An 18101-nucleotide genomic window follows, 5' to 3' on the forward strand; every position below is an offset into this window, starting at 1 on the left:
GTTTACAAGGCCACTCTCGCAACGATCGGTTTTATCTCGCCGGTGTCCTGCAACTCGATCATGGCGATATCCCTCTCAACCAGATCGATGCCCATATCGTATACCCGGTTGGAAGAGACGGGTGCAGAAGATCCGCCGATGTTGCCGAAGCTGATATCGCGATCGACCTGAATATTGAATTTCAGGAAATACTCCTTGCCCGCGGCAAAGTTGAAGACCCGGGATTTGTTGAAAATCTGCAGGGTCGGGCGCGGCGAGTCGAGCGCGCCCTCGAGATATTCAAAGGAAAAATCGTAACTGCCCGGCGCAATATGGATGACGCTGTAGGAGCCGTTGCCCAGGTCCGCAACCGGTCTGCCGTCGACCTTCAGCTTCGGCCAGCAGCAGCTGCCGATTCGCTGGTAGGGGCGGTAGACGTACAGGGTGGCATAACCCTCGCCGATATCCCTTTCATAGACGAAATTTTTCCCGGACACCTGCGGGCCGCTGGCACAGGCGCCCAACAGGCCCAGGGCCCCCAGAATCAGCAACAAACAGACCGGCCTTCGCATAAACACTCCCTGTCATCATTTGCGGTTTGCGAATACTACCAATAACCGCGGCCGGAGGGGGAATCAGTCACCGCCGAAAAAGCGCTGCTCCACCCGCCGCCACTCCCCAAGCGCCGCCGGGGTGTGCAGGCAGACCGTCAGTTTCTCGAAGCCCTCCTTCTGCCCGTGCAGCGCCTCCAGCGCCTGGTGCGCGGCGATGGAGTGGGGGAAGCGGTTGGTGCCGGCGCCGAGGGCGGGGAACAGCAGCCTTTTCAGTTTCTTCTGCCGCGCCAAGGCCAGCACACTCTCGTAGCAGCGCCGCAGCTGCACCAGCGCCTGGGCGCCCCACTGGTCGCCGCTGCTCCACTGGGGTGTCACCGTATGCAAAAGATACTGCACCGGCAGGCCGTAGGCGCGGGTGATCCTGGCCTCACCCACGGTGCACTCGGGCTGCTGCTCGCAGGCCGCCGCCAGGGCCGCGCCGCCGCGGTCGTAGATCTGCGCCGAGAGGCCGCGCCCGCGGATCAGATGTTTGTGCGCCGGGCACACCAGGGCGTCGCCGCGCAGCGCCAGGATATCGCCGCAAGTCAGTTCAATTTTTGCCACGGTTTCTCAATTTCGCATTCCGGACTACTGATACTGTAGCGCGGCGCTTTGGTGCCGGGGCGAATCGCAATATACTGACCGCCACTCCGCATTCGCAGTGCACCGGGTTGGGCCGGGGGAATGCAAGGATCAGAAAAACTAATTATTAAAGTCGCGCCGCAATGACGCGGCGCCGGGCCGGACGGAGGTAGTGGCCCGCACAATCACAGGGCCCCCCATGAACCTAGGGTATGACAATCAGAGCCTGGCGTTTCGCGACCCCATCGAGGAGGCGCGCCAGATAGAGCTGCGCCGGCGCATCCAGGCCTCCGGCTATATGCTGATCTTCTCCATGGCGATCACCGGCGCCATGGCGGCCATCGCGCTGACCGGCGGCGATGTCTGGCAGGCCACCACCCTGTTCGGCGTGGCCGCGCTGATCCTCGGCGCCTATATCACCATCAACCTGGTGGGCCCGAGCAGGAAGACGCCGCTGCTGGTCGGCACCCTGCTGTTGGTGCTCTACTTCTACCTGCTGCTGTCCGGCGGCGTGAACAACACCGGCCTGATGTGGGCGGTGATGCTGGTGCCGGGCTTTATCAACCTGTATGGCTACAAGGGCGGCGTGGCGGCGCTGGCCGCCATCGGCGGCGCCACCGCGCTGGTGCTCTTCTACCCGGATTTCCCCGGCCTCACCGCCGAGTACGACACCGCCTACCGCGCGCGTTTTATCGCCGTGTTCGGCGCCCTGACCGCCCTCACCGCGCTGCTGGACAGCAGCCGCCACCAGACCCAGAAGCTGCTGCACCGGCTGACCCGGGAGCTGGAGAACCGCGCCTCCACCGATGCGCTGACCGGGCTGGCCAACCGCCGCGAGGCCTACCGCGCCATGCACGAGCTGGAGCGCCGCAACCGCCACCTGGCCGGCCGCTACGCGGTGCTGATCGGCGACCTGGACAACTTCAAGACCCTCAACGACACCTACGGCCACGCCTTCGGCGACCGGGTGCTGCAGGACGTGGCCGAGGTACTGCGGGACAACACCCGCGCCGACGACATAGTGGCCCGCTGGGGCGGCGAGGAGTTCCTGGTGCTGCTGCCGAACACCGACCTGCACGGCGGCGGCATCCTCGCGGAGAAGCTGCGCGGCAAGGTGGAGGCCCTGAGCCAGAAATACGACCCGCCGGTGACCATCTCCATCAGCTTCGGCGTCGCCGAGGGCGACCCCGCCAGCGCCACCCACGGCCAGCTGCTGGCCGAGGCCGATGCGCGCATGTACCGCGCCAAGGACGGCGGGCGCAACAAGGTGGTCGCTGTCTGAGGCAGGTTCCGACACCGTTGGCGCCTCAATCAGTGTTACCGCTACCGTCCTGCGGTTAAGATGGCCGCCAGCCCGCAACAACAATAATCGGGGCAGTCCCCATGCACAGCCACCCGGCGGACACAGCCGCCGCCACTGGAAACCGCCGCTTCAGTTCCCTCGCCACTCTCCTGCCGCAACTCGAACTGCGGCTGACCCGGCGCGAATGCCTCTATGCCCTGCTGTATGGGCTCGTGTTTGTCGGCGCCTGGCTGCGGATCGACTATATCCTGCAGTTCAACCCCCTCGACCATATCTGGAGCGATCCCCAGCGCCACTGGGAACAGGGCGTGGACGCGCTGCGCAACGACCCCATGACGCTGACCGATCCGGTGTTCTACCAGCTGTATATCGGCCTGCTCGGCAAGCTGACCCTGGAAGACCCGCTGCTGGTCGCCTTCTACACGGCGCTGCTGTCGTTGTTCACGCCCTGGATCTGGTACCGCTTCCTGCGCGAGCTGCAGCCGGGCAAGCTGGTCGCCCTGGGCGGCTGGGCCGCGCTGTCGCTGCTGCCATCCTGGACCGCCATCTACGGCTATTTCATGCAGGAGACGCTGCTGCTGCCGCTGCTGGGCGCGGCCCTCTACGCCAGCTGGCGCTGCCGGCGCAAGCAGACGCTGCCGAGCTTCCTGCTGATGGCCTTCCTGTGGGCCCTGGCCGGGCTGACCCGCGGCATCGCCATACCGCTGGCGGCGGTCACCTGCAGTTGGCTGTGGCTGGAGCAGGGGGACAAGCTGCGCAAGGCCGCCTGGTCGGTCCTGCTGCTGGCGCTGGTGCTGGGCCCACTGACCTACCGCGCCTACCAGCAGATGCAGCTATTCGCCCCCCACGGCAACGGCAAGCTGGTGTCCGTCTACACCCGCTCCGGCAAGAAGCAGATCAATATCCACTACCGCCGCGGCGGCGAGCGCTGGGACTACTGGTTCTCGTCGCCCTCCACCGGCGAGCAGCCGCTGGCGCCACTGTCCGACTGGCAGACGGCGCGGCGCGGCCACGTCGAGGTGACCATCGACCTGGAGCGCGGCGGCGAGGACTGGCAGAAGGCGCTGGCGGAGAATCCGCTGACTTTCTCCGACTACCTGTGGATAACCAAGGAGAACCTGATCTACCTCTTCTTCGGCGCCTCCTGGCCGGACAAGAACCTGGAGCGGGCGGTCGACCGGGCGAATTTCCACATGCGCTGGCTGTGGGCGCCGCTGACGCTGCTGCTGATCGCCGCCACCGCGATTTACTGGCGCCGCCTGCGCGGCCGGCGGCTGCTGCCGGTGCTGATCGCGGTGTGGATACTGGTGCAGGGGCTGATGCCGATCGCGGTCAACGAGGGCCGCTACCGCAAGCCCGCCGAGGGGCTGCTGCTGGCCCAGGCGGCGCTGCTGCTGGGCCTGGGTGTGGCAGCGCGCCGGCGACGCGAAGAGACTGAAGAAAAGGCGCACGGGCCCAGTGTCGCCCTGCTGACCGGTGCGGGCCTGCTGCTCTGCTTCGGCGGCGGCTACGCCTGGCAGCAGTGGGCGCTGGCGGCGCAGTTCGAGCGCGATGGGGCCCTTTTCTTGAGTGAATTGAGTACGGACAGCCACCACCAGCAGTGGGGCAACCTCGGTATCGATCGCAGCGTCGGGCGCAGGCCCATTGCGATCGGCGGCGAGCGCTTTGCCCGCGGCCTCGGCGTGCACGCCCGCAGCGAGACGCGCTACGAAATTCCCGCCGGTGCCAAGTATTTCCACAGCCACTACGGCCTCAGCGACGACGGCGGCCGCCGCGGCCTGGTGGAGTTCAAGCTGCTGCTCGACGGCGAGGAAGTTTTCAGCAGCGGCCGCTTCACCCACGGAAGTGCCGGCGAAATACTGCTGCCACTGAACGGCGCCGACACACTGACCCTGCTGGTGGAGCCGCTGGACAGCAACCACCACGACCACGCCGCCTGGGCCATGGCCCGCTTCCTCAAACAGGAGCCGGGCAGTGATTGAGTGGCTGCTGCAACGGCGCTTCGTGCGCTTCGCCTGTGTCGGTGGGGCGGCGACCCTGCTGCAGTTTTTATTGCTGGCGTTGTTTGTCGAACTGCTGTCCATCAACGCGGTACTAGCCTCCGCGTCGGCCTTCGCGATTTCCGCCGCATTCAATTACTGGCTCAACTACCGCTTCACCTTCGCCAGCCGCGCCAGCCACTGGCGCACGCTGCCCAAATTTGTCCTGGTGGCCCTGATCGGGCTGGGGGTCAACACCGCGAGCTTCGCGGTACTGCTGATCGCCTTCCACTACCTGCCCGCCCAGTGCATCGCCACCGGCATCACCCTGGTGTGCAACTTCGCCCTGCACCAGTACTGGATCTACCGGAGAGAATAATGTCTGACAGCTCGTATAGCGCCCGCGGCCCACTAATGAAAGACGCGCCCTCCCTGGCGATAGTGGTGCCCTGCTACAACGAGGAGGAGATACTGCGGGACAGCTGCGCGGAACTGTCGCGGCTGCTCAAGCGGCTGGTGCGCATCGGCAAGGCCACCGCCGATTCGAAGATCTACCTGGTGGACGACGGCAGCCGCGACGGGACCTGGGAATTGATGCGGGAAATTGCCGCTGAAGAAGAGTCCATAGTCGCGATCAAACTGTCGCGCAACCGCGGCCACCAGAATGCGCTGCACGCGGGCCTGTCGCAGACGGTGGAGGAGGCGGTGGTCAGTATCGACGCCGACCTGCAGGACGGTGCGGACAACATCGAGGCGATGCTGGACCACTATTTACAGGGCAGCGAGGTGGTCTACGGCGTGCGCAACGAACGCCACACGGACACCTTCTTCAAGCGCTTCACCGCCGAGGGTTACTACAAGGTGATGCACAAACTGGGCGTCGACCTGGTGTTCAACCACGCCGACTTCCGCCTGCTGTCGCGCCGCGCCCTGGACGCGCTGCTGGAATACCCGGAGGCCAACCTCTTCCTGCGCGGCATGGTGCGCGAACTGGGCTTCAGTTCCTCGCAGGTGGAGTACCGCCGCCGGGAGCGCGCCGCCGGCGAGAGCAAGTACCCGCTCAGGCGCATGCTGTCCCTGGCCTGGAGCGGCATCACCGCCTTTTCCACCGCGCCGCTGCGGGCGATCACACTGCTGGGGCTGGCCGCCAGCGCCTTCTCATTCTTTGTCATCGCCTGGGTGCTGGCGACGCGGCTGTTCACCGACGATGCCGTGCCCGGCTGGGCGTCCATACTGCTGCCGCTGCTGTTTATCGGCAGCGTGCAGCTGCTGTGCCTGGGCGTGATCGGCGAGTATATCGCCAAGCTGTTCGAGGAGGTGAAGCGACGGCCCAGGTACCATATCGACCGGGTTGTCGGCGGGGAGGAGACGCGTGCAAACAGAGACAAAATATTGGAAGCGGTAGCCATCGACTGACGACTCCCTCCCGGTAGGAGCGGCCCCAAAAAATTCAGGCCGCCTCTATACCGAACAGCTGCCGCAGCAGATAACCGACCAGGAAAGCCAGGGACGCCGCGCCACCGCCGAGCAGGAAGGTGCTGATCGCCGAGCGCAGTTTCGGCCGCGCATACACCAGGCTCTTCAGCATACCGATCGCGAGGAATACCAGGCCGGCCAGTGTCGCGCTGGCAATAAATTGCGCCTCCATTCCCGGACCCGGCAACAGGAAGGGCACCAGCGGTACAGCACCCACGGCGACAAAGGCGGCGAAGGTGACCAGCGCCGAGGCCACCGGGCTGAAGCGTTCGAAACTCAGGCCGTATTCCTCGGTGAGCATCGTCTCCACCCACAGCTTGCGGTTGGCGGTGATGGTGGCGACGATTTGCTCCAGCGTCTCGCCGCTGAAGCCCTTGTTGGCGAAGATCTGCCGGACCTCCTCGCGCTCCCCCTCCGGCACCAGCTTGATATGGCGCTCTTCAGTGCGCCTGGCGGCCTCGAAATGCTCGCGCTGGGCATCGACCGCCTCGTAATTGCTCACCGCCATGCTGAAGCCGTCCGCGAGCAGGTTGGCAAAACCCATCACCAGTATCACCAGGGGGGGAAAGCCGGCGCCGAAGGCGCTGGACACCACGGCAAACGTGGTGATGCAGCCGTCGATGGCGCCCAGCACGAAATCCGAGACCTTCTGCGACTCCGGCTTCCGCTGCAGGCGCTGGGCGATGTTTTCCGGCCGGTGTTCCCGGAGCAGTGCCTTCCTGCCCGATTCCTTCATCGCCGCTTCCCCTGCGATTCGTTTACCGCATTTTAGGCCACCCTGGCCGGGGTGCAGTCGCGGCTGCTAAGAAACGCCGGTCGCTGCCTGAGGCCGCCGAAGGGCGCCAGCGGCCTGTTCTCCACGCTGTTGTAGACGCACATCAACACTTGGCGGGAGTCGCCGGAGATATTGTCGGGAGAGCCGTGCAGCAGGTTGCACTCGTGAATCACCAGGGTGCCCGGCCCGCCGGTGATCGCGTGGATTTCGCGCTCGCGCAGTATCTCGCGCATGGTGTCCGGCTGCGGCACGCCGAGCACCTGCTGGCGCAGGGAGGACTTGTAGTTGTCCTCGCCGGTTTTGCCGCGGCAGGACACATAGAGCTTGTGGGAGCCGGGAATCACGTAAAGGGGCCCGTTGCGCTCGTGGTTTTCGCTCAACATGACCCAGGCGGTCAGCGCGCGCATGCGCGGCATGCCGTCCTCCACATGCCAGGTCTCGAAATCCGAGTGCCAGGCGAAGGAGCGGCCGGTGAAGGCGGGCTTGTTGTTGAGGCGGGACTGCATCAGGTAGACGTCGGAGCCCAGTAACTGGCGCACCAGCGGCAGCACTTTTTCGTGGCGGAAGAAGCGATCCACCAGGGGGCTGAATTTATGCGGGCTGAATATGGTGCGCAGCACCTGACTCTGCGGTTCGCAGACCAGCTCCTCGCGGCCGCGCAGCTGCCCGCGCAACCTTTCCATCTCCGCGCGCAGCGGCTGCACCATTTCCGGCATATGGTCCGGCAGGATCAGGTAGCCGTTTTCTTCATAGCAATCCAGCTGCGCGCGGTCGAGCGGCGTGTCCGCGCCCGCATCGCCGTAGACCACCGGATCTTTTCTTTCGATGATTTGCTCCCTGCCGCCGACGCGGGAAGGGTACAGATCACCTGCCATAGACATGTTTCCTCCTGTGTAACTTCGTTTTTTGCGCAGGACACGGCGCCGCCTCACACGGCTGTGAGCGTCGAAAATGCGGCGGTGTGTCCGCCAATGTGGGGCCCGCAGCTTCGGGCCATGGAGTGGTGACCGGATTAAAAGCAGTCACCGGAGACGACCTGCGGCCAAAGCGGCCCAGATCTGAGATGTAAACGGCGCCAGCCGATTTACCGGTGCGCTATTCCACCGTTTTGGCACCGACGAGTCAAGCGCCACCGGCGCGGGGGAGGGAAAGTGGAAAACCTACTGCAGAAAGCGGTGCATCACATAGGCGTCGACCAGGCCGAGTTCAGAGTGGCGAAAGGCCTTGGGCAGGGTTCCGACAATCTCGAAACCCAGTTCCTCGTACAGTGTCAGTGCCGCCCTGTTGGTGCTGACCACATAGTTGAACTGCATCGCCAGGTAGTCCGCATCCTGGGCGCGCGCAATGCTGTGCTCGACCAGGGCACGGCCGACTCCCTGCCCCTGTACCTCCGGCCGCACCAGGTAGGTGGCGCTGGCCACATGGGAGCCCAGGTCCGGGTAGTTGGCGCCGAGTTTGTACATGCCCAGCAGGTGCACATCCTCCTCGGCCACGCAGGTGACCTGCCCCTCGCTGAACCAGTGGGCGCGGAAGGTCTCCCTGTCGATGGAGTCCGAGAAGGGCAGGGTGTCGCCGCCGGCGATCACCGCGCGGAAGATTCCCCACATGGCTTCCAGGTCGTCCTCGACCGCCTCGCGAATATGCATGGCTTGGCTCCCCCTCTCTGTCCCTATTTGACGATAAAACTGACCCTGTCCACGCCGGTGTTGCCGGTCTTGGGGTCGTAGGCGTAGACGAGAATCTCGTAGACACCCGGCTCTGCGGTTTGCAGCGGTGCGCTGAAGGTGTTCATGGTGTCCAGCATCTTCAGCGGCACTGTCCTGTAAGGCTCGCCGTCCTTTTTGACGATGGCCGTCACCTCTATCTGGCTGCCGTCCCAGAGACCGCCGTCGGTCAGTGGGCAGCCGCACATCATCACCACGTTGGCGCGAATCTCGAAGGGGCTCTTGTCGGCGGTGGTGTAGAAGTGCGTCTGCGGACTCAGCACGTCCACCACCATGCCGGGGATCTCCACCACCAGGCCGTCGCCGCCGATCGGCTTGCCCGGCACCAGCCAGGTCTGGGTCTGCGCCAGCACCCGCGCCTGCTTCTTGATGTAGGGCGCCAGCACCTCCACGGTCAGGAAAACCGGCTCGCTGATATCGAGTTTAGTCTCGAACCTGGCTGCCCCCTCGCCAATGGCATCGTAGCGGCCGCGGGGCTTCTCCATGATGACCTCGGTGTTGCCGGTGCTGCCGCGGGTCAGGCCTTGGGCCAGTATATCGCCGCTCTCGGCGTCGCGGATACGCACCATGGCGCCGCCGATGGAGGTGCCGATAAACTTGGCGTCCTTGGCCTTGGCGCGCACGACGATCTCGGTGGGTACGGCTTCGGCGGCGAGCACGGGTCCTGCCAGTATCAGCAGCAGTGCGACGGGAATGGCCGCGAGCAATTGGATGGTTTTCATAGTCGTGACTCCGTTTTTTATCGAGTGGGTTCCAGCCGGTAGAGACCGCCGTCGCTGCTGTCGTTGAGCAGATAGATATAGCCGTCTGCGCCCTGGCGCACGTCGCGGATACGGCCTATCTCTCCCTCGAGCAACGGCTCGGTGTGGGCGATCTCCCCATCACGCAGCACCAGCCGCAGCAGTTTCTCGCTGCCGAGACCGCCGGCGAGCAGGTTGCCCTGCCATTTGGGGAAATGGTCGCTGTCCACCTGCGCGAGGCCCGAGGGGGCAAAGCGGCCGCTGTAAATGTGTTTCGCCTCGCGCACGCCGGGCAGGGACGGCACGCCTATCGGTTCTTTTGTTCCGTAGTCTTTGCTGCGGGTCGCCACGGGCCAGCCATAGTTGGCTCCCGCCTCTATCAGGTTCAGTTCGTCGCCGGTCAGTGCCGCGTGCTCGCTGGCCCAGATGCGGCCGTCATCGGCCACCACCAGCCCCTGGATATTGCGGTTGCCGTAGCTGTAGATTTCGTCCAGGCCGCTGTCGTCGCCGGCGAAGGGGTTGTCCGCCGGCGCCACGCCGGTCTCGGTCAGGCGCAGCACGCTGCCGGCGTGGTCGCGCCTGTCCTGGGCCCGCTCCGGGGTCACGCCCCTATCGCCGACGGTCATCAGCAGGGTGCCGTCCGCGCGCCAGGCCAGCCGCGCGCCGTAGTGGCGCCCCGGGTGGGAGTAGCGGTCCTGTACGAACAGCTCCTCGAAATCCGCCAGCGCATTTCCCTTGAGTTTCGCGCGGGCCAGGGCCGTGGCGGTGCCGTTTTCGCCGGGCTTGGAATAGGTCATGTAGATCCAGTCGTGCTCGCCGTCACCGTACTGCGGGTGCAGCACCAGGTCCAGCAGGCCGCCCTGGCCCAGCGCCGACACCGGCGGCGCGCCGTCGAGATACCCGACCCGGCCGCCCTCGATCAGCGCCAGGCGGCCGCGACGCTCACTGACCAGGAAGCGGCCTTCCGACAGGCGCACCACGGCCCAGGGGTGATGCAGGCCGGAGGCCAGGCGCACCAGGCGGAAGCTGTGCACCTCGCTGTCGATTTTCTCCCGCACCACCTCCGCTGCGGCTGCGCAGGCGGCGACACCGCCGAGCGCTGCAGCCGCCAGCCAGCGGCGGAGTTTTTTCATGGTTGTTTTCATTGCGTGCTCCTATCGCGGCAAAGGCGGGCAAACCCGTCGATAAGGGTTCCCGCGCCCGCCCGGCAAACTCTTATCGCAAACCGTCAGTTGCTACAGGTACTTTACAGCCGCTGCCCCGCTGTTTGTATCGAATACTTTCAGCCCTTGGCTTTTACCGTCCAGCCGGGTTTGCGCCACACACAATTTCATAGATGCCCCCTCTGTGGCGGCTGCTTCGGTACTCAGAAACAAACAGGCCGGGCAATGCCCGGCCTGTTTGTCTGGAGTGAATCCAGGTCGGCAGCTTAGCCGGCCTTGACCTGGTCGGCCCAGGCAGCAACCCGCACCTCCAGCATCGGCAGCGGCAGGGCGCCGGCACCGAGGACCGTGTCGTGGAAACCGCGGATGTCGAACTTGTCTCCCAGCTGCTCCTTCGCCTGATCGCGCAGCTCGAGGATTTTCAGCATGCCGATCTTGTAGGAGGTGGCCTGGCCGGGCAGGGTCAGGTAGCGGCGCACTTCGGAGCGCACCGCGCTCTCCGGGATGGCGGAGTTTTCCAGGAAGTATTCCACTGCCTGCTCCTGGGTCCAGCCCTTGGCGTGCATGCCGGTGTCCACCACCAGGCGGATGGCCCGCCACATCTCCGCAGTCAGGCGGCCGAAGTCCTTGTAGGGATCGCGGAACTGGCCCATCTCCTTGGAGAGTTTTTCCGAGTAGAGCGCCCAGCCCTCGACGTAGGGGGTGAAGTGCGCCTGGGTGCGGAACTGCGGAATGCCTTCCAGCTCCTGGGCGATGGAGATCTGCATATGGTGACCGGGGCTGCCCTCGTGGTAGGTCACCGTCTCCATGTCGGTGGTCGACAGGGCAGTCATGTCGGACATGTGCACATAGTAGGTGCCGGGGCGGGAGCCGTCCGGCGTGCCGGGCTGGTAGTGCTGGGCACCGCCCGCCACTTCGCGGAAGGGTTCCACCCGCTTAACTTCCAGCTTCGCCTTGGGCAGTATGCCGAAGTATTCCGGCAGCCGCTTCTCGATGTCCTCGAGGAAGCTGCGCGTCTCCGCCAGGTAGCCCTCGCGCCCCTCGTCGGAGTTGGGGTAATAGAACTGGTCGTCATTGCGGATGAAGGTAAAGAATTCCTGCAGGTTGCCCTCGAAACCCACCTGCTCCTTGATCGTTTCCATTTCCTTGCGGATGCGGGCCACTTCGTCCAGGCCGATCTGGTGTACCTGGTCGGCGGTCAGGTCCAGCGTGGTGTAGTTGGCCAGGCGATTGTTGTAGAAGGCCTCGCCGCTCGGCAGGCTGGAGACGCCCTGCGGCTCTTCGCTGGCATTCTCGCGGTCCGCCTGCGCCCAGGCGATATAGGCGTCGAAAGCGGGTTTGAGCTTCTCGTTCAGGCTCTGCTCCACCTGCGCCTGCAGTTTCTTGGCGGTGTCGTCATCTATCTTGCCGTCTTTCTGCAGCGTTTCGATCTTGGCCTTGGCGTCGGCGTAGAGCGGGGCCTCGCCCTCGCCCCCGAAGGGTGCACCGGCGGTGACTTTCTGCGCGCGCTCGACGGCCAGGTCGTAGGCGAAGCGCGGCGGGCGGATACCGTCCTTGGCGGACAGCTTGGCGCGCTCGAGCAGTTGGTCCATGGCGCGACTGATGCCGTCGATACGGGCGATGTACGCCTGCATGTCCTCGACGGAATCCACCTTGTGGATATTGATCAGGAAGTTGGGCAGCGAGGCCTCGGGGCCGCCCAGCTCACCGGCGAAATAGCCGTGGCGCTTGAAGGGCTCGGCCGCCTTGTCCTGCTCGTACTGGAAAACCCACAGATCGTAGGATTCCTTGCCGGCGGGGGTCAGCTTGTCGTAGTCGAAGTTTTTCTTCAGCTCCTCGACGGTCTTCGCCATCCAGGCCAGCTTGCGCTTCGAGGCTTCCTCGCCCATGTCGTCGATCTGGTCGTAGAGGTCCTTGCGACCCAGGTAGGAAAGCTGCATCGGGCTGAACTGCAGCTTTTCCTCGTAGCGCTCGTTGAACCACTCGGTCAGGCGCTGCGTCTCGGCGGCGGGGTCGACAGCACTGTCTTTGGCATCTGCGGTGGCGGCGGCATTCTGCGCCTGCAGCGCGCTGGCGCCGGCCTCCGGGGCCTCGTCGCGCTGGCAGCCGCCGAGGATGGCGAGGGCCAGCAGACTGGGTATCAGGGGCGCCCGGCGTAGGGGCTTGTGCAGCTTCTCAAGCATCGTCGTATCTCGGTCAGTTTTTGTGCAAAAAAACGCCGGTTACTTTGACACGAATTTGCCGGGGTGTCGATTGACCCGCCCGCAGGGCCCGGCGCCGTTGCGCCGAACCGACGGAATCGCGGGATCAAGTCTCGCCGGAATCGGCGTCGGCGGTGAGCTTCTCGCGGCGCTCCGGGGCCTGGTTGATGATATGCAGTTCCCGCTGGGGGAAGGGAATGCTGAGCCCCGCGCCCTCCAGGGCCGGTTTCAGCTTCTGCATCAGCGACCAGTAGACGTCCCAGTAGTCCGCATTGGTGGTCCAGGCGCGCAGGTGCAGGTCCACGGAGTTGTCCGCCAGGGCGCGCACCGCATAGGCGGGCTCCGGGTCGGCCAGGATGCGCGACTCCTCCGCCACCAGTTGACGCAGCACCTCCATGCCGGTTTCTATATCGTCGCCGTAGGCGATGCTGGCCACTATCTCCATGCGGCGGGTGGCGTTGCGGCTGTAGTTGGTCAGCGTCTGGCCCCAGATGGCGCTGTTGGGGGCGCTGACCCGCAGGCCATCCACCGTGTCCAGTTCGGTGGTGAAGAGGCCCACCTCGCGCACCGTACCCGTGGTGTCGCCGAACTGGATGGTCTCGCCGACGCGGAAGGGGCGCAGGCCCAGCAGTATGAAGCCGGCGGCGATATTCTGCAGCGTGTCCTTCAGGGCCAGGCCCACGGCCAGGCCGGCGGCGCCGAGCAGGGCGATCAGGCTGGTGGTGTTGACACCGAACTTGTCCAGTATCACCAGCCCGCCAACGATATAGACTGCCCACACGGCGATATTGGCCAGCACCGGGATCAGGGTCGCGTCCAGGCGCTTGGACAGGCGGTGTACGCCGCGGTGCGCCAGCTTTGCGGCGATTGCGGTAACCACCAGTACCACCAGCGCCGCGGCCAGCTTGATGGCCCCGGCGATGACCAGCGGCCAGTATTCTTTTATCAGCTCGTTCAGATCCATCCGGCGATCATCCCTGTTGCAGATTAATTGGAGGGGAATTTATAGCAGATTTTTTGCCGCCGCCTCATCTATACACTGCCGGTGCGCCGGGCAGGTGACCAGGTGATCGTTGACCATGCCGGTGGCCTGCATATGGGCATACATGATCGTGGTGCCGACAAAGCTGAAACCGGCCTTCTTCAGTGCCTTGCTCATCGCATCGGACTCGGGCGTGCTGGCCGGCACCTGCCCGATGCTGCGGCGGCGGTTCACCAACACACGGCCGCCGGTGAACTGCCACAGGAATTCGGACAGGCCTGTGCCGGTGTCGCGCAGGGCCAGTGCGGCGCGGGCATTTTTCACCGCCGATTCCACCTTCAGGCGGTTGCGGATTATGCCCGGGTCCTGCAGCAGCTTTTCGATTTTCTTCGGCGTGTAGCGGGCAATCTTCTCCGCTTCGAAATTGTCGAAGGCCTTGCGGTAATTCTCACGCTTGTTCAGCACCGTGATCCAGGCCAGGCCCGCCTGGGCACCCTCCAGGATCAGGAACTCGAACAGGGTGGCGTCATCGGTGACCGGGCGGCCCCACTCCTCGTCATGGTACTTCCGGTAGAGGGGGGTGCTCAGGCACCAGCTGCAGCGTTTGTCCGCCATGGTTAATAAAATCCTGTAGGAGCCTGCTTCCAGGCGAATGTTCCCGGCGCTTCGATTAAGCCTCGCTGTTCGCCTGCAAGCAGGCTCCTACATGGAGGCATTATTGGGCGCCGGAGAAGAAATAGTGCTGTATCAGTTGCAGTACCAGCAACAACATTATCAGCACAAAAATGATATTGCCCCGGTTCATCGGGCCTCCAGAAGATTCTGCTCGATCAGCCAGTCGCGGCATTCGCGCAGCATCGTCTTCAGTTCCACACCGGACCGGTAGCCCAGTTCCCGCTCCGCCTTGGCGCTGCTGGCGGTGACTCGCCGGGTGACCATGGCAGCCTTTTCCGGCGTGATCACCGGCTCGCGTCCGCTGATGCGCGAGCCGATATCGAACAGCCGGGCCAGCGCGCGGATCGCGAAGGCGGGGGTGGTGCGTCTGGGCACCGGCTTGCCGAGCAGCTCGGCGATGTTGCCGAAGAACTCCAGGAAGCTGGCATCGGTGCCGGCGAGGATATAGTTTTCACCGCGGCGCCCCCGGTGGAAGGCGTCGATATGCGCGCGCGCCACGGCGCCGGCGTGGCAGAAGGATCCCGCCCCAGGCGGCACGCCGGGCAGCTGGTCCCTCTCGATCATAAAGAAGGTCTGCGCCCAGCTGCTGCTATCGTATCTGCCGACTATGCCGCAGGGATTCAGGAAGACCGCGTCCAGGCCGTGCGCCATCTCCGCGCGCACCGCCTGTTCGGCGCGCTTCTTGGTATACAGGTAGTGGTGGCGCGGATCGTCCGCCAGCTGCGGGCTCTCCTCGGTGATGGTGTCTTTGTGGTAGCCGTAGGCGGAGATGGAGCTGGTGACCACCAGGCGCCCGGCACTCTTCTCCCGTGCCACGCGGGCGATATTCGCTGAGCCCTCGACGTTGTCGCGCCACTGCTGGGCGTTGCCACCGCGCCACATGTTGGTGTTGGCGGCCAGGTGGAAGACCGCATCTACCTTTTCCGGCAGGGCGCCGCGCAGGGAATCGACATCCGTGAGCGAGGCCTCCACCAGTTCGGCACCCAGCTTCTCGGGCAGCTGTATGTTGGAGCCGCGGCGGTGCATCGCGGTCACCCGCCAGCCGTCGGCGACCAGTTGCTCTATCAGGTTGGCGCCCAGGAAGCCGGTGCCGCCGGTGACGAATGCGTGCATTATTATTCCCCTCTCCGCTTTAGCCCTCGTAGGGCGGATAAGCGTCTAGGCAGAAAATTGCTCCATGCATTTTCTGCATGACCGCCATCCATGGCGGCCTCGCATCCGCCGTAATTGGTGGGTGCGCTTAGCGCTTATCCACCCTACCGTCTCTTCTTTCACTTCCGCGGTTTATTCGACCCGAACAGTTGGCTAATCTAGGGCATTTCCTTTTCGGGTTCCAGGCGGTTTATTTGCGATGAAGGGTTTGATTCAGCGCGTGCGCCACGCGCGGGTGGATGTGAACGGGGAGTCGGTGGGTTCCATCGATCGCGGCCTGCTGTTGCTGCTCGGCGTCGAGGCGCGGGACACGCGAGAGAGTGCGGACAAGCTGCTGCACAAGGTGCTGCATTACCGGGTGTTCGGCGACGAGCAGGGGCGCATGAACCTGAACGTGCAGCAGGCGGTTGGCGGCCTGCTGGTGGTGAGCCAGTTTACCCTGGTGGCGGACACCGCCCGGGGGCTCAGGCCCAGCTTCAGCCGCGGCGCCACGCCGCAGCAGGCGGAGGAACTCTACAATTACTTCGTCGAGCGGGCGCGGGCTCAGTTTGCGCCGGTGGAATGCGGGGTATTCGCCGCAGACATGCAGGTGTCGCTGCTGAACGACGGACCGGTGACTTTCCTGTTGGAGACCTGAGCACCGGAATCCCGATAGCGGACCGCCAGCTGTTTCAACTGCTGCTTGCGCGTCTCCTTGTCCTCTTCTCCCAGCCGCTCGGCGGCTTCATAGAATTCGTCCCAGCCGCCGCTCTCCCGGTACAGCTGCTTGAAGGCCGGCACCTGGGACTGGTACTCGGCCACCAGCGCCAGGGTGGCGTTGTTGGTCTTGTCGATATAGTTGCGGTAGCGCTCGGGGTTCGGCCAGTCGGCGGATAACTCGCGGTAGCAATGGCGCAGGCGGGCGAGCACGCCGGCCTTCTGCGCGCGCTTGGCTTCGTCCTGAATCTCCGCGTCATAGATTGACTCCAGCTGCTTGCGCGCCGCCGTCATCAGGCGGTTGACCGCCAGCGCCTGGGCGCGGGCGTCCGCGCCTATCCCCTCGATGCCATAGCGGCGGCGCCAGTCCGGCAACGCCAGCTCCGACACCGCGGTGGCGAAGCTCTCGTTGAACTGGGTATCGCCGGAGATATAGACGCGGCGGTGGGCCAGCTCGTGAAACAACAGTCCCGCCAAACGCTCCGGTGACCAGTTGACGAAGCTGGACAGTATCGGGTCGTCGAACCAGCCCAGGGTGCTGTAGGCGGGCACCGGCCCCAGGTAGACGTCGTAGCCCTCGCCCAGCAATTCCTGCGCCTTGGCCGCCGCCGCGGCCTTGCGGAAGTAGCCGCGGTAGCTGGCGCAGCCCACAAACGGGTAGCACCAGCGCTTCGGCTGCAGGGACAGCTCCCCAGCCGCCAGCACATTCCACACCGGGTAGTCCTCGTCGAGCTTTACGTAGGCGCCGTAGGCCCTGCCCACCGGCAGCCCCAGCTCAGCACCGGCGTAGGCGCGGATGTCCTGCACCAGGCGCAGCTGCTTCTGCAGTTTTTCCCCGGTGCCCGGCGCCGCTACCACTTCCTCGATCGGCTCGCGCGCGGCGAGAATGCGCCACTGGCCGGTGGCCGCCTGGGCGTAGTAACCCGCCGTTTCGCAGCCGCTCAACAGCGAAAGCGCCAGGGCGGCCGCCGCCAGTGGCGCGATAGATCGCCGGATGCTGATATTGGCTCTAACCATCGTTGATCGTTTGCAAGAGGTGATTGCGTGGAGCCGACAGGCATCGGGCCAGGCACGGCGCCCGCCGCCGCGGTGCTGGTTTCCATCAACGCAGCCGGGACATTCTAGCTTCTTTTCGCGGTGGGCCGTCGGCTTGATCCAGGTCAAGGCGCGCCCGCAGCGGGACCCTAGACTGGCACCGTCACCGATGTAAGAGACGGAGCCAGAGATGGACGCACTGATCGACCTGTTTACCAGTTTTTCCGGCCTGCTGAGCCTGGGTGTGATCGCCTTCGTTTGCCTGATGGCCGCCTATTTCATCCGCCTGGTCCTGCGCAATATCGACAAGGAGCGTTGAGCGCCGCCCGGGGCGGGGGCCGGGAATTTTTTCCCGCGGCTGCTTTCAAACGGCTGTAGTCACCTGAAGGATCGGCCGCGATGAAACCCAGCCTGTTTACCGGATTTCCCTTCACCCCGGCCCGATGCGCCCTAATGCTCGGCGCCTTTTTCCTCAGCGCCTGCGACGAAGAGCCGCAGGTGAAGGTGGAGACGGTGGAGTACCGCTGCGAAAACAACGAGCGGCTGGAATTCAAGTACGTAACCCCCGACGGCGAGCCGGGTCTCGGCGTACTGACCTACCACAGATCCATAGTCCCCATGCACCAGGAACCCGCCGCCTCCGGCGTCCTCTATGTGGCCGACAAGGGCCAGCCGGGCTACCGCTGGCACACCAAGGGCGGCGAAGGCGTGTTGTCGAAGGTATCCATCGGTGACAGCGAGGAAGAGGTCGTGCTGAAGGATTGCCGCAGGGTGGGAGCCGCTTCGGAAACCGATTAAACGCCGAGTTTCAGGCTCACAGACTTCAGTTCCTTCTCCAGCTCGGCGCTGTAGGGCAGCCTTTTCGGCTCACATGGATGTTGACCCCTACGCCCACTTGACGAAAACCGGCTAGTGGGTTACCCCAACAGCTCCTATTACTAATAGAGCGGAAATAATCAATACAGCATGGTATCATGGCGCGCATGAAATACGACGCCAGAAAACTTAGCACAGAAGAGCAACACCTCATACGAAAAATCGCCGTT

General features: G+C 64.5%; 19 protein-coding genes. 7 read left to right on the forward strand and 12 right to left on the reverse strand.

The window, feature by feature from the left end; all coding sequences use genetic code 11:
- Window positions 1–2: 2 nt before the first annotated feature.
- Complete coding sequence (locus tag AC6R19_RS18355; protein WP_500581305.1) at window positions 3–551, reverse strand: DUF2846 domain-containing protein; 549 nt, start codon at window positions 549–551, stop codon at window positions 3–5.
- 63 nt (window positions 552–614) lie between these two features.
- On the reverse strand, window positions 615–1136 hold the full coding sequence (locus AC6R19_RS18360; protein ID WP_500581306.1) for a macro domain-containing protein: 522 nt from the start codon (window positions 1134–1136) through the stop codon (window positions 615–617).
- Between the two features lie 217 nt (window positions 1137–1353).
- Here AC6R19_RS18360 and AC6R19_RS18365 point away from each other — a divergent pair, with 217 nt between their 5' ends.
- The 4 genes from AC6R19_RS18365 to AC6R19_RS18380 all read left to right on the forward strand — a co-directional run bounded on the left by AC6R19_RS18365 (window position 1354) and on the right by AC6R19_RS18380 (window position 5852).
- Window positions 1354–2436 carry a GGDEF domain-containing protein gene (locus AC6R19_RS18365; RefSeq protein ID WP_500581307.1) on the forward strand — a complete coding sequence of 361 codons (1083 nt, stop codon included), beginning with the start codon at window positions 1354–1356 and terminating at the stop codon, window positions 2434–2436.
- 101 nt (window positions 2437–2537) lie between these two features.
- Window positions 2538–4439 carry an NPCBM/NEW2 domain-containing protein gene (locus AC6R19_RS18370; RefSeq protein ID WP_500581308.1) on the forward strand — a complete coding sequence of 634 codons (1902 nt, stop codon included), beginning with the start codon at window positions 2538–2540 and terminating at the stop codon, window positions 4437–4439.
- Window positions 4432–4815, forward strand: a complete 384-nt coding sequence (locus AC6R19_RS18375; protein ID WP_500581309.1) for a GtrA family protein — start codon at window positions 4432–4434, stop codon at window positions 4813–4815. Before AC6R19_RS18370 ends, AC6R19_RS18375 begins: the two co-directional genes overlap by 8 nt.
- Complete coding sequence (locus AC6R19_RS18380; RefSeq protein ID WP_500581310.1) at window positions 4815–5852, forward strand: glycosyltransferase family 2 protein; 1038 nt, start codon at window positions 4815–4817, stop codon at window positions 5850–5852. Before AC6R19_RS18375 ends, AC6R19_RS18380 begins: the two co-directional genes overlap by 1 nt.
- A 34-nt stretch (window positions 5853–5886) precedes the next feature.
- Here the strand turns inward: AC6R19_RS18380 and AC6R19_RS18385 are convergent, their stop codons facing one another.
- The 9 genes from AC6R19_RS18385 to AC6R19_RS18425 all read right to left on the reverse strand — a co-directional run bounded on the left by AC6R19_RS18385 (window position 5887) and on the right by AC6R19_RS18425 (window position 15285).
- Window positions 5887–6648 carry a VIT1/CCC1 transporter family protein gene (locus AC6R19_RS18385; protein WP_500581311.1) on the reverse strand — a complete coding sequence of 254 codons (762 nt, stop codon included), beginning with the start codon at window positions 6646–6648 and terminating at the stop codon, window positions 5887–5889.
- 32 nt (window positions 6649–6680) lie between these two features.
- A complete protein-coding gene (locus AC6R19_RS18390) occupies window positions 6681–7562 on the reverse strand; it encodes a phytanoyl-CoA dioxygenase family protein (RefSeq protein ID WP_500581312.1) in 882 nt (293 codons plus the stop codon).
- A gap of 285 nt (window positions 7563–7847) precedes the next feature.
- Window positions 7848–8333 (reverse strand): GNAT family N-acetyltransferase, encoded by a 486-nt coding sequence (locus AC6R19_RS18395; protein ID WP_500581313.1) that lies wholly within the window; start codon window positions 8331–8333, stop codon window positions 7848–7850.
- Window positions 8334–8356: 23 nt separating this feature from the next.
- Window positions 8357–9133: a hypothetical protein gene (locus tag AC6R19_RS18400; protein WP_500581314.1), complete on the reverse strand. Its 777-nt coding sequence runs from the start codon at window positions 9131–9133 to the stop codon at window positions 8357–8359.
- A gap of 17 nt (window positions 9134–9150) precedes the next feature.
- Window positions 9151–10296: a PQQ-dependent sugar dehydrogenase gene (locus AC6R19_RS18405; RefSeq protein WP_500581315.1), complete on the reverse strand. Its 1146-nt coding sequence runs from the start codon at window positions 10294–10296 to the stop codon at window positions 9151–9153.
- 284 nt (window positions 10297–10580) lie between these two features.
- Window positions 10581–12497 (reverse strand): DUF885 domain-containing protein, encoded by a 1917-nt coding sequence (locus tag AC6R19_RS18410; protein ID WP_500581316.1) that lies wholly within the window; start codon window positions 12495–12497, stop codon window positions 10581–10583.
- 124 nt (window positions 12498–12621) lie between these two features.
- Window positions 12622–13479: a mechanosensitive ion channel family protein gene (locus AC6R19_RS18415; RefSeq protein WP_500581317.1), complete on the reverse strand. Its 858-nt coding sequence runs from the start codon at window positions 13477–13479 to the stop codon at window positions 12622–12624.
- Between the two features lie 39 nt (window positions 13480–13518).
- Window positions 13519–14112: a DNA-3-methyladenine glycosylase I gene (locus AC6R19_RS18420; RefSeq protein WP_500581318.1), complete on the reverse strand. Its 594-nt coding sequence runs from the start codon at window positions 14110–14112 to the stop codon at window positions 13519–13521.
- A gap of 186 nt (window positions 14113–14298) precedes the next feature.
- A complete protein-coding gene (locus tag AC6R19_RS18425; RefSeq protein ID WP_500581319.1) occupies window positions 14299–15285 on the reverse strand; it encodes an NAD-dependent epimerase/dehydratase family protein in 987 nt (328 codons plus the stop codon).
- A gap of 238 nt (window positions 15286–15523) precedes the next feature.
- Here AC6R19_RS18425 and dtd point away from each other — a divergent pair, with 238 nt between their 5' ends.
- Entirely contained in the window at window positions 15524–15961 is a 438-nt protein-coding gene (gene dtd / locus AC6R19_RS18430) for a D-aminoacyl-tRNA deacylase (protein WP_500581320.1), read from the forward strand.
- Here the strand turns inward: dtd and AC6R19_RS18435 are convergent.
- Complete coding sequence (locus tag AC6R19_RS18435) at window positions 15868–17037, reverse strand: aminopeptidase (RefSeq protein ID WP_500581321.1); 1170 nt, start codon at window positions 17035–17037, stop codon at window positions 15868–15870. The two genes, dtd and AC6R19_RS18435, sit on opposite strands and share 94 nt — an antisense overlap.
- Before the next feature lie 208 nt (window positions 17038–17245).
- Here AC6R19_RS18435 and AC6R19_RS18440 point away from each other — a divergent pair, with 208 nt between their 5' ends.
- Together AC6R19_RS18440 and AC6R19_RS18445 are read left to right on the forward strand one after the other, a co-directional pair.
- Window positions 17246–17374, forward strand: coding sequence for a DUF3149 domain-containing protein (locus tag AC6R19_RS18440; protein ID WP_500581322.1), 129 nt, complete (start codon window positions 17246–17248; stop codon window positions 17372–17374).
- A gap of 80 nt (window positions 17375–17454) precedes the next feature.
- Window positions 17455–17853: an MliC family protein gene (locus tag AC6R19_RS18445; RefSeq protein WP_500581323.1), complete on the forward strand. Its 399-nt coding sequence runs from the start codon at window positions 17455–17457 to the stop codon at window positions 17851–17853.
- Window positions 17854–18101 lie beyond the last annotated feature (248 nt).

The sequence above is a fragment of the Microbulbifer sp. SE14 genome, from assembly GCF_059834885.1.

Excerpts from the sequence above, each read along its gene's own strand:
- AC6R19_RS18355 (WP_500581305.1), bottom strand. The coding sequence starts at position 551 with ATGCGAAGGCCGGTCTGTTTGTTGCTGATTCTGGGGGCCCTGGGCCTG.
- AC6R19_RS18365 (WP_500581307.1), top strand. The coding sequence starts at position 1,354 with ATGAACCTAGGGTATGACAATCAGAGCCTGGCGTTTCGCGACCCCATC.
- AC6R19_RS18370 (WP_500581308.1), top strand. The coding sequence starts at position 2,538 with ATGCACAGCCACCCGGCGGACACAGCCGCCGCCACTGGAAACCGCCGC.
- AC6R19_RS18380 (WP_500581310.1), top strand. The coding sequence starts at position 4,815 with ATGTCTGACAGCTCGTATAGCGCCCGCGGCCCACTAATGAAAGACGCG.
- AC6R19_RS18385 (WP_500581311.1), bottom strand. The coding sequence starts at position 6,648 with ATGAAGGAATCGGGCAGGAAGGCACTGCTCCGGGAACACCGGCCGGAA.
- AC6R19_RS18390 (WP_500581312.1), bottom strand. The coding sequence starts at position 7,562 with ATGGCAGGTGATCTGTACCCTTCCCGCGTCGGCGGCAGGGAGCAAATC.
- AC6R19_RS18395 (WP_500581313.1), bottom strand. The coding sequence starts at position 8,333 with ATGCATATTCGCGAGGCGGTCGAGGACGACCTGGAAGCCATGTGGGGA.
- AC6R19_RS18400 (WP_500581314.1), bottom strand. The coding sequence starts at position 9,133 with ATGAAAACCATCCAATTGCTCGCGGCCATTCCCGTCGCACTGCTGCTG.
- AC6R19_RS18405 (WP_500581315.1), bottom strand. The coding sequence starts at position 10,296 with ATGAAAACAACCATGAAAAAACTCCGCCGCTGGCTGGCGGCTGCAGCG.
- AC6R19_RS18410 (WP_500581316.1), bottom strand. The coding sequence starts at position 12,497 with ATGCTTGAGAAGCTGCACAAGCCCCTACGCCGGGCGCCCCTGATACCC.
- AC6R19_RS18415 (WP_500581317.1), bottom strand. The coding sequence starts at position 13,479 with ATGGATCTGAACGAGCTGATAAAAGAATACTGGCCGCTGGTCATCGCC.
- AC6R19_RS18420 (WP_500581318.1), bottom strand. The coding sequence starts at position 14,112 with ATGGCGGACAAACGCTGCAGCTGGTGCCTGAGCACCCCCCTCTACCGG.
- AC6R19_RS18425 (WP_500581319.1), bottom strand. The coding sequence starts at position 15,285 with ATGCACGCATTCGTCACCGGCGGCACCGGCTTCCTGGGCGCCAACCTG.
- dtd (WP_500581320.1), top strand. The coding sequence starts at position 15,524 with ATGAAGGGTTTGATTCAGCGCGTGCGCCACGCGCGGGTGGATGTGAAC.
- AC6R19_RS18435 (WP_500581321.1), bottom strand. The coding sequence starts at position 17,037 with ATGGTTAGAGCCAATATCAGCATCCGGCGATCTATCGCGCCACTGGCG.
- AC6R19_RS18440 (WP_500581322.1), top strand. The coding sequence starts at position 17,246 with ATGGACGCACTGATCGACCTGTTTACCAGTTTTTCCGGCCTGCTGAGC.
- AC6R19_RS18445 (WP_500581323.1), top strand. The coding sequence starts at position 17,455 with ATGAAACCCAGCCTGTTTACCGGATTTCCCTTCACCCCGGCCCGATGC.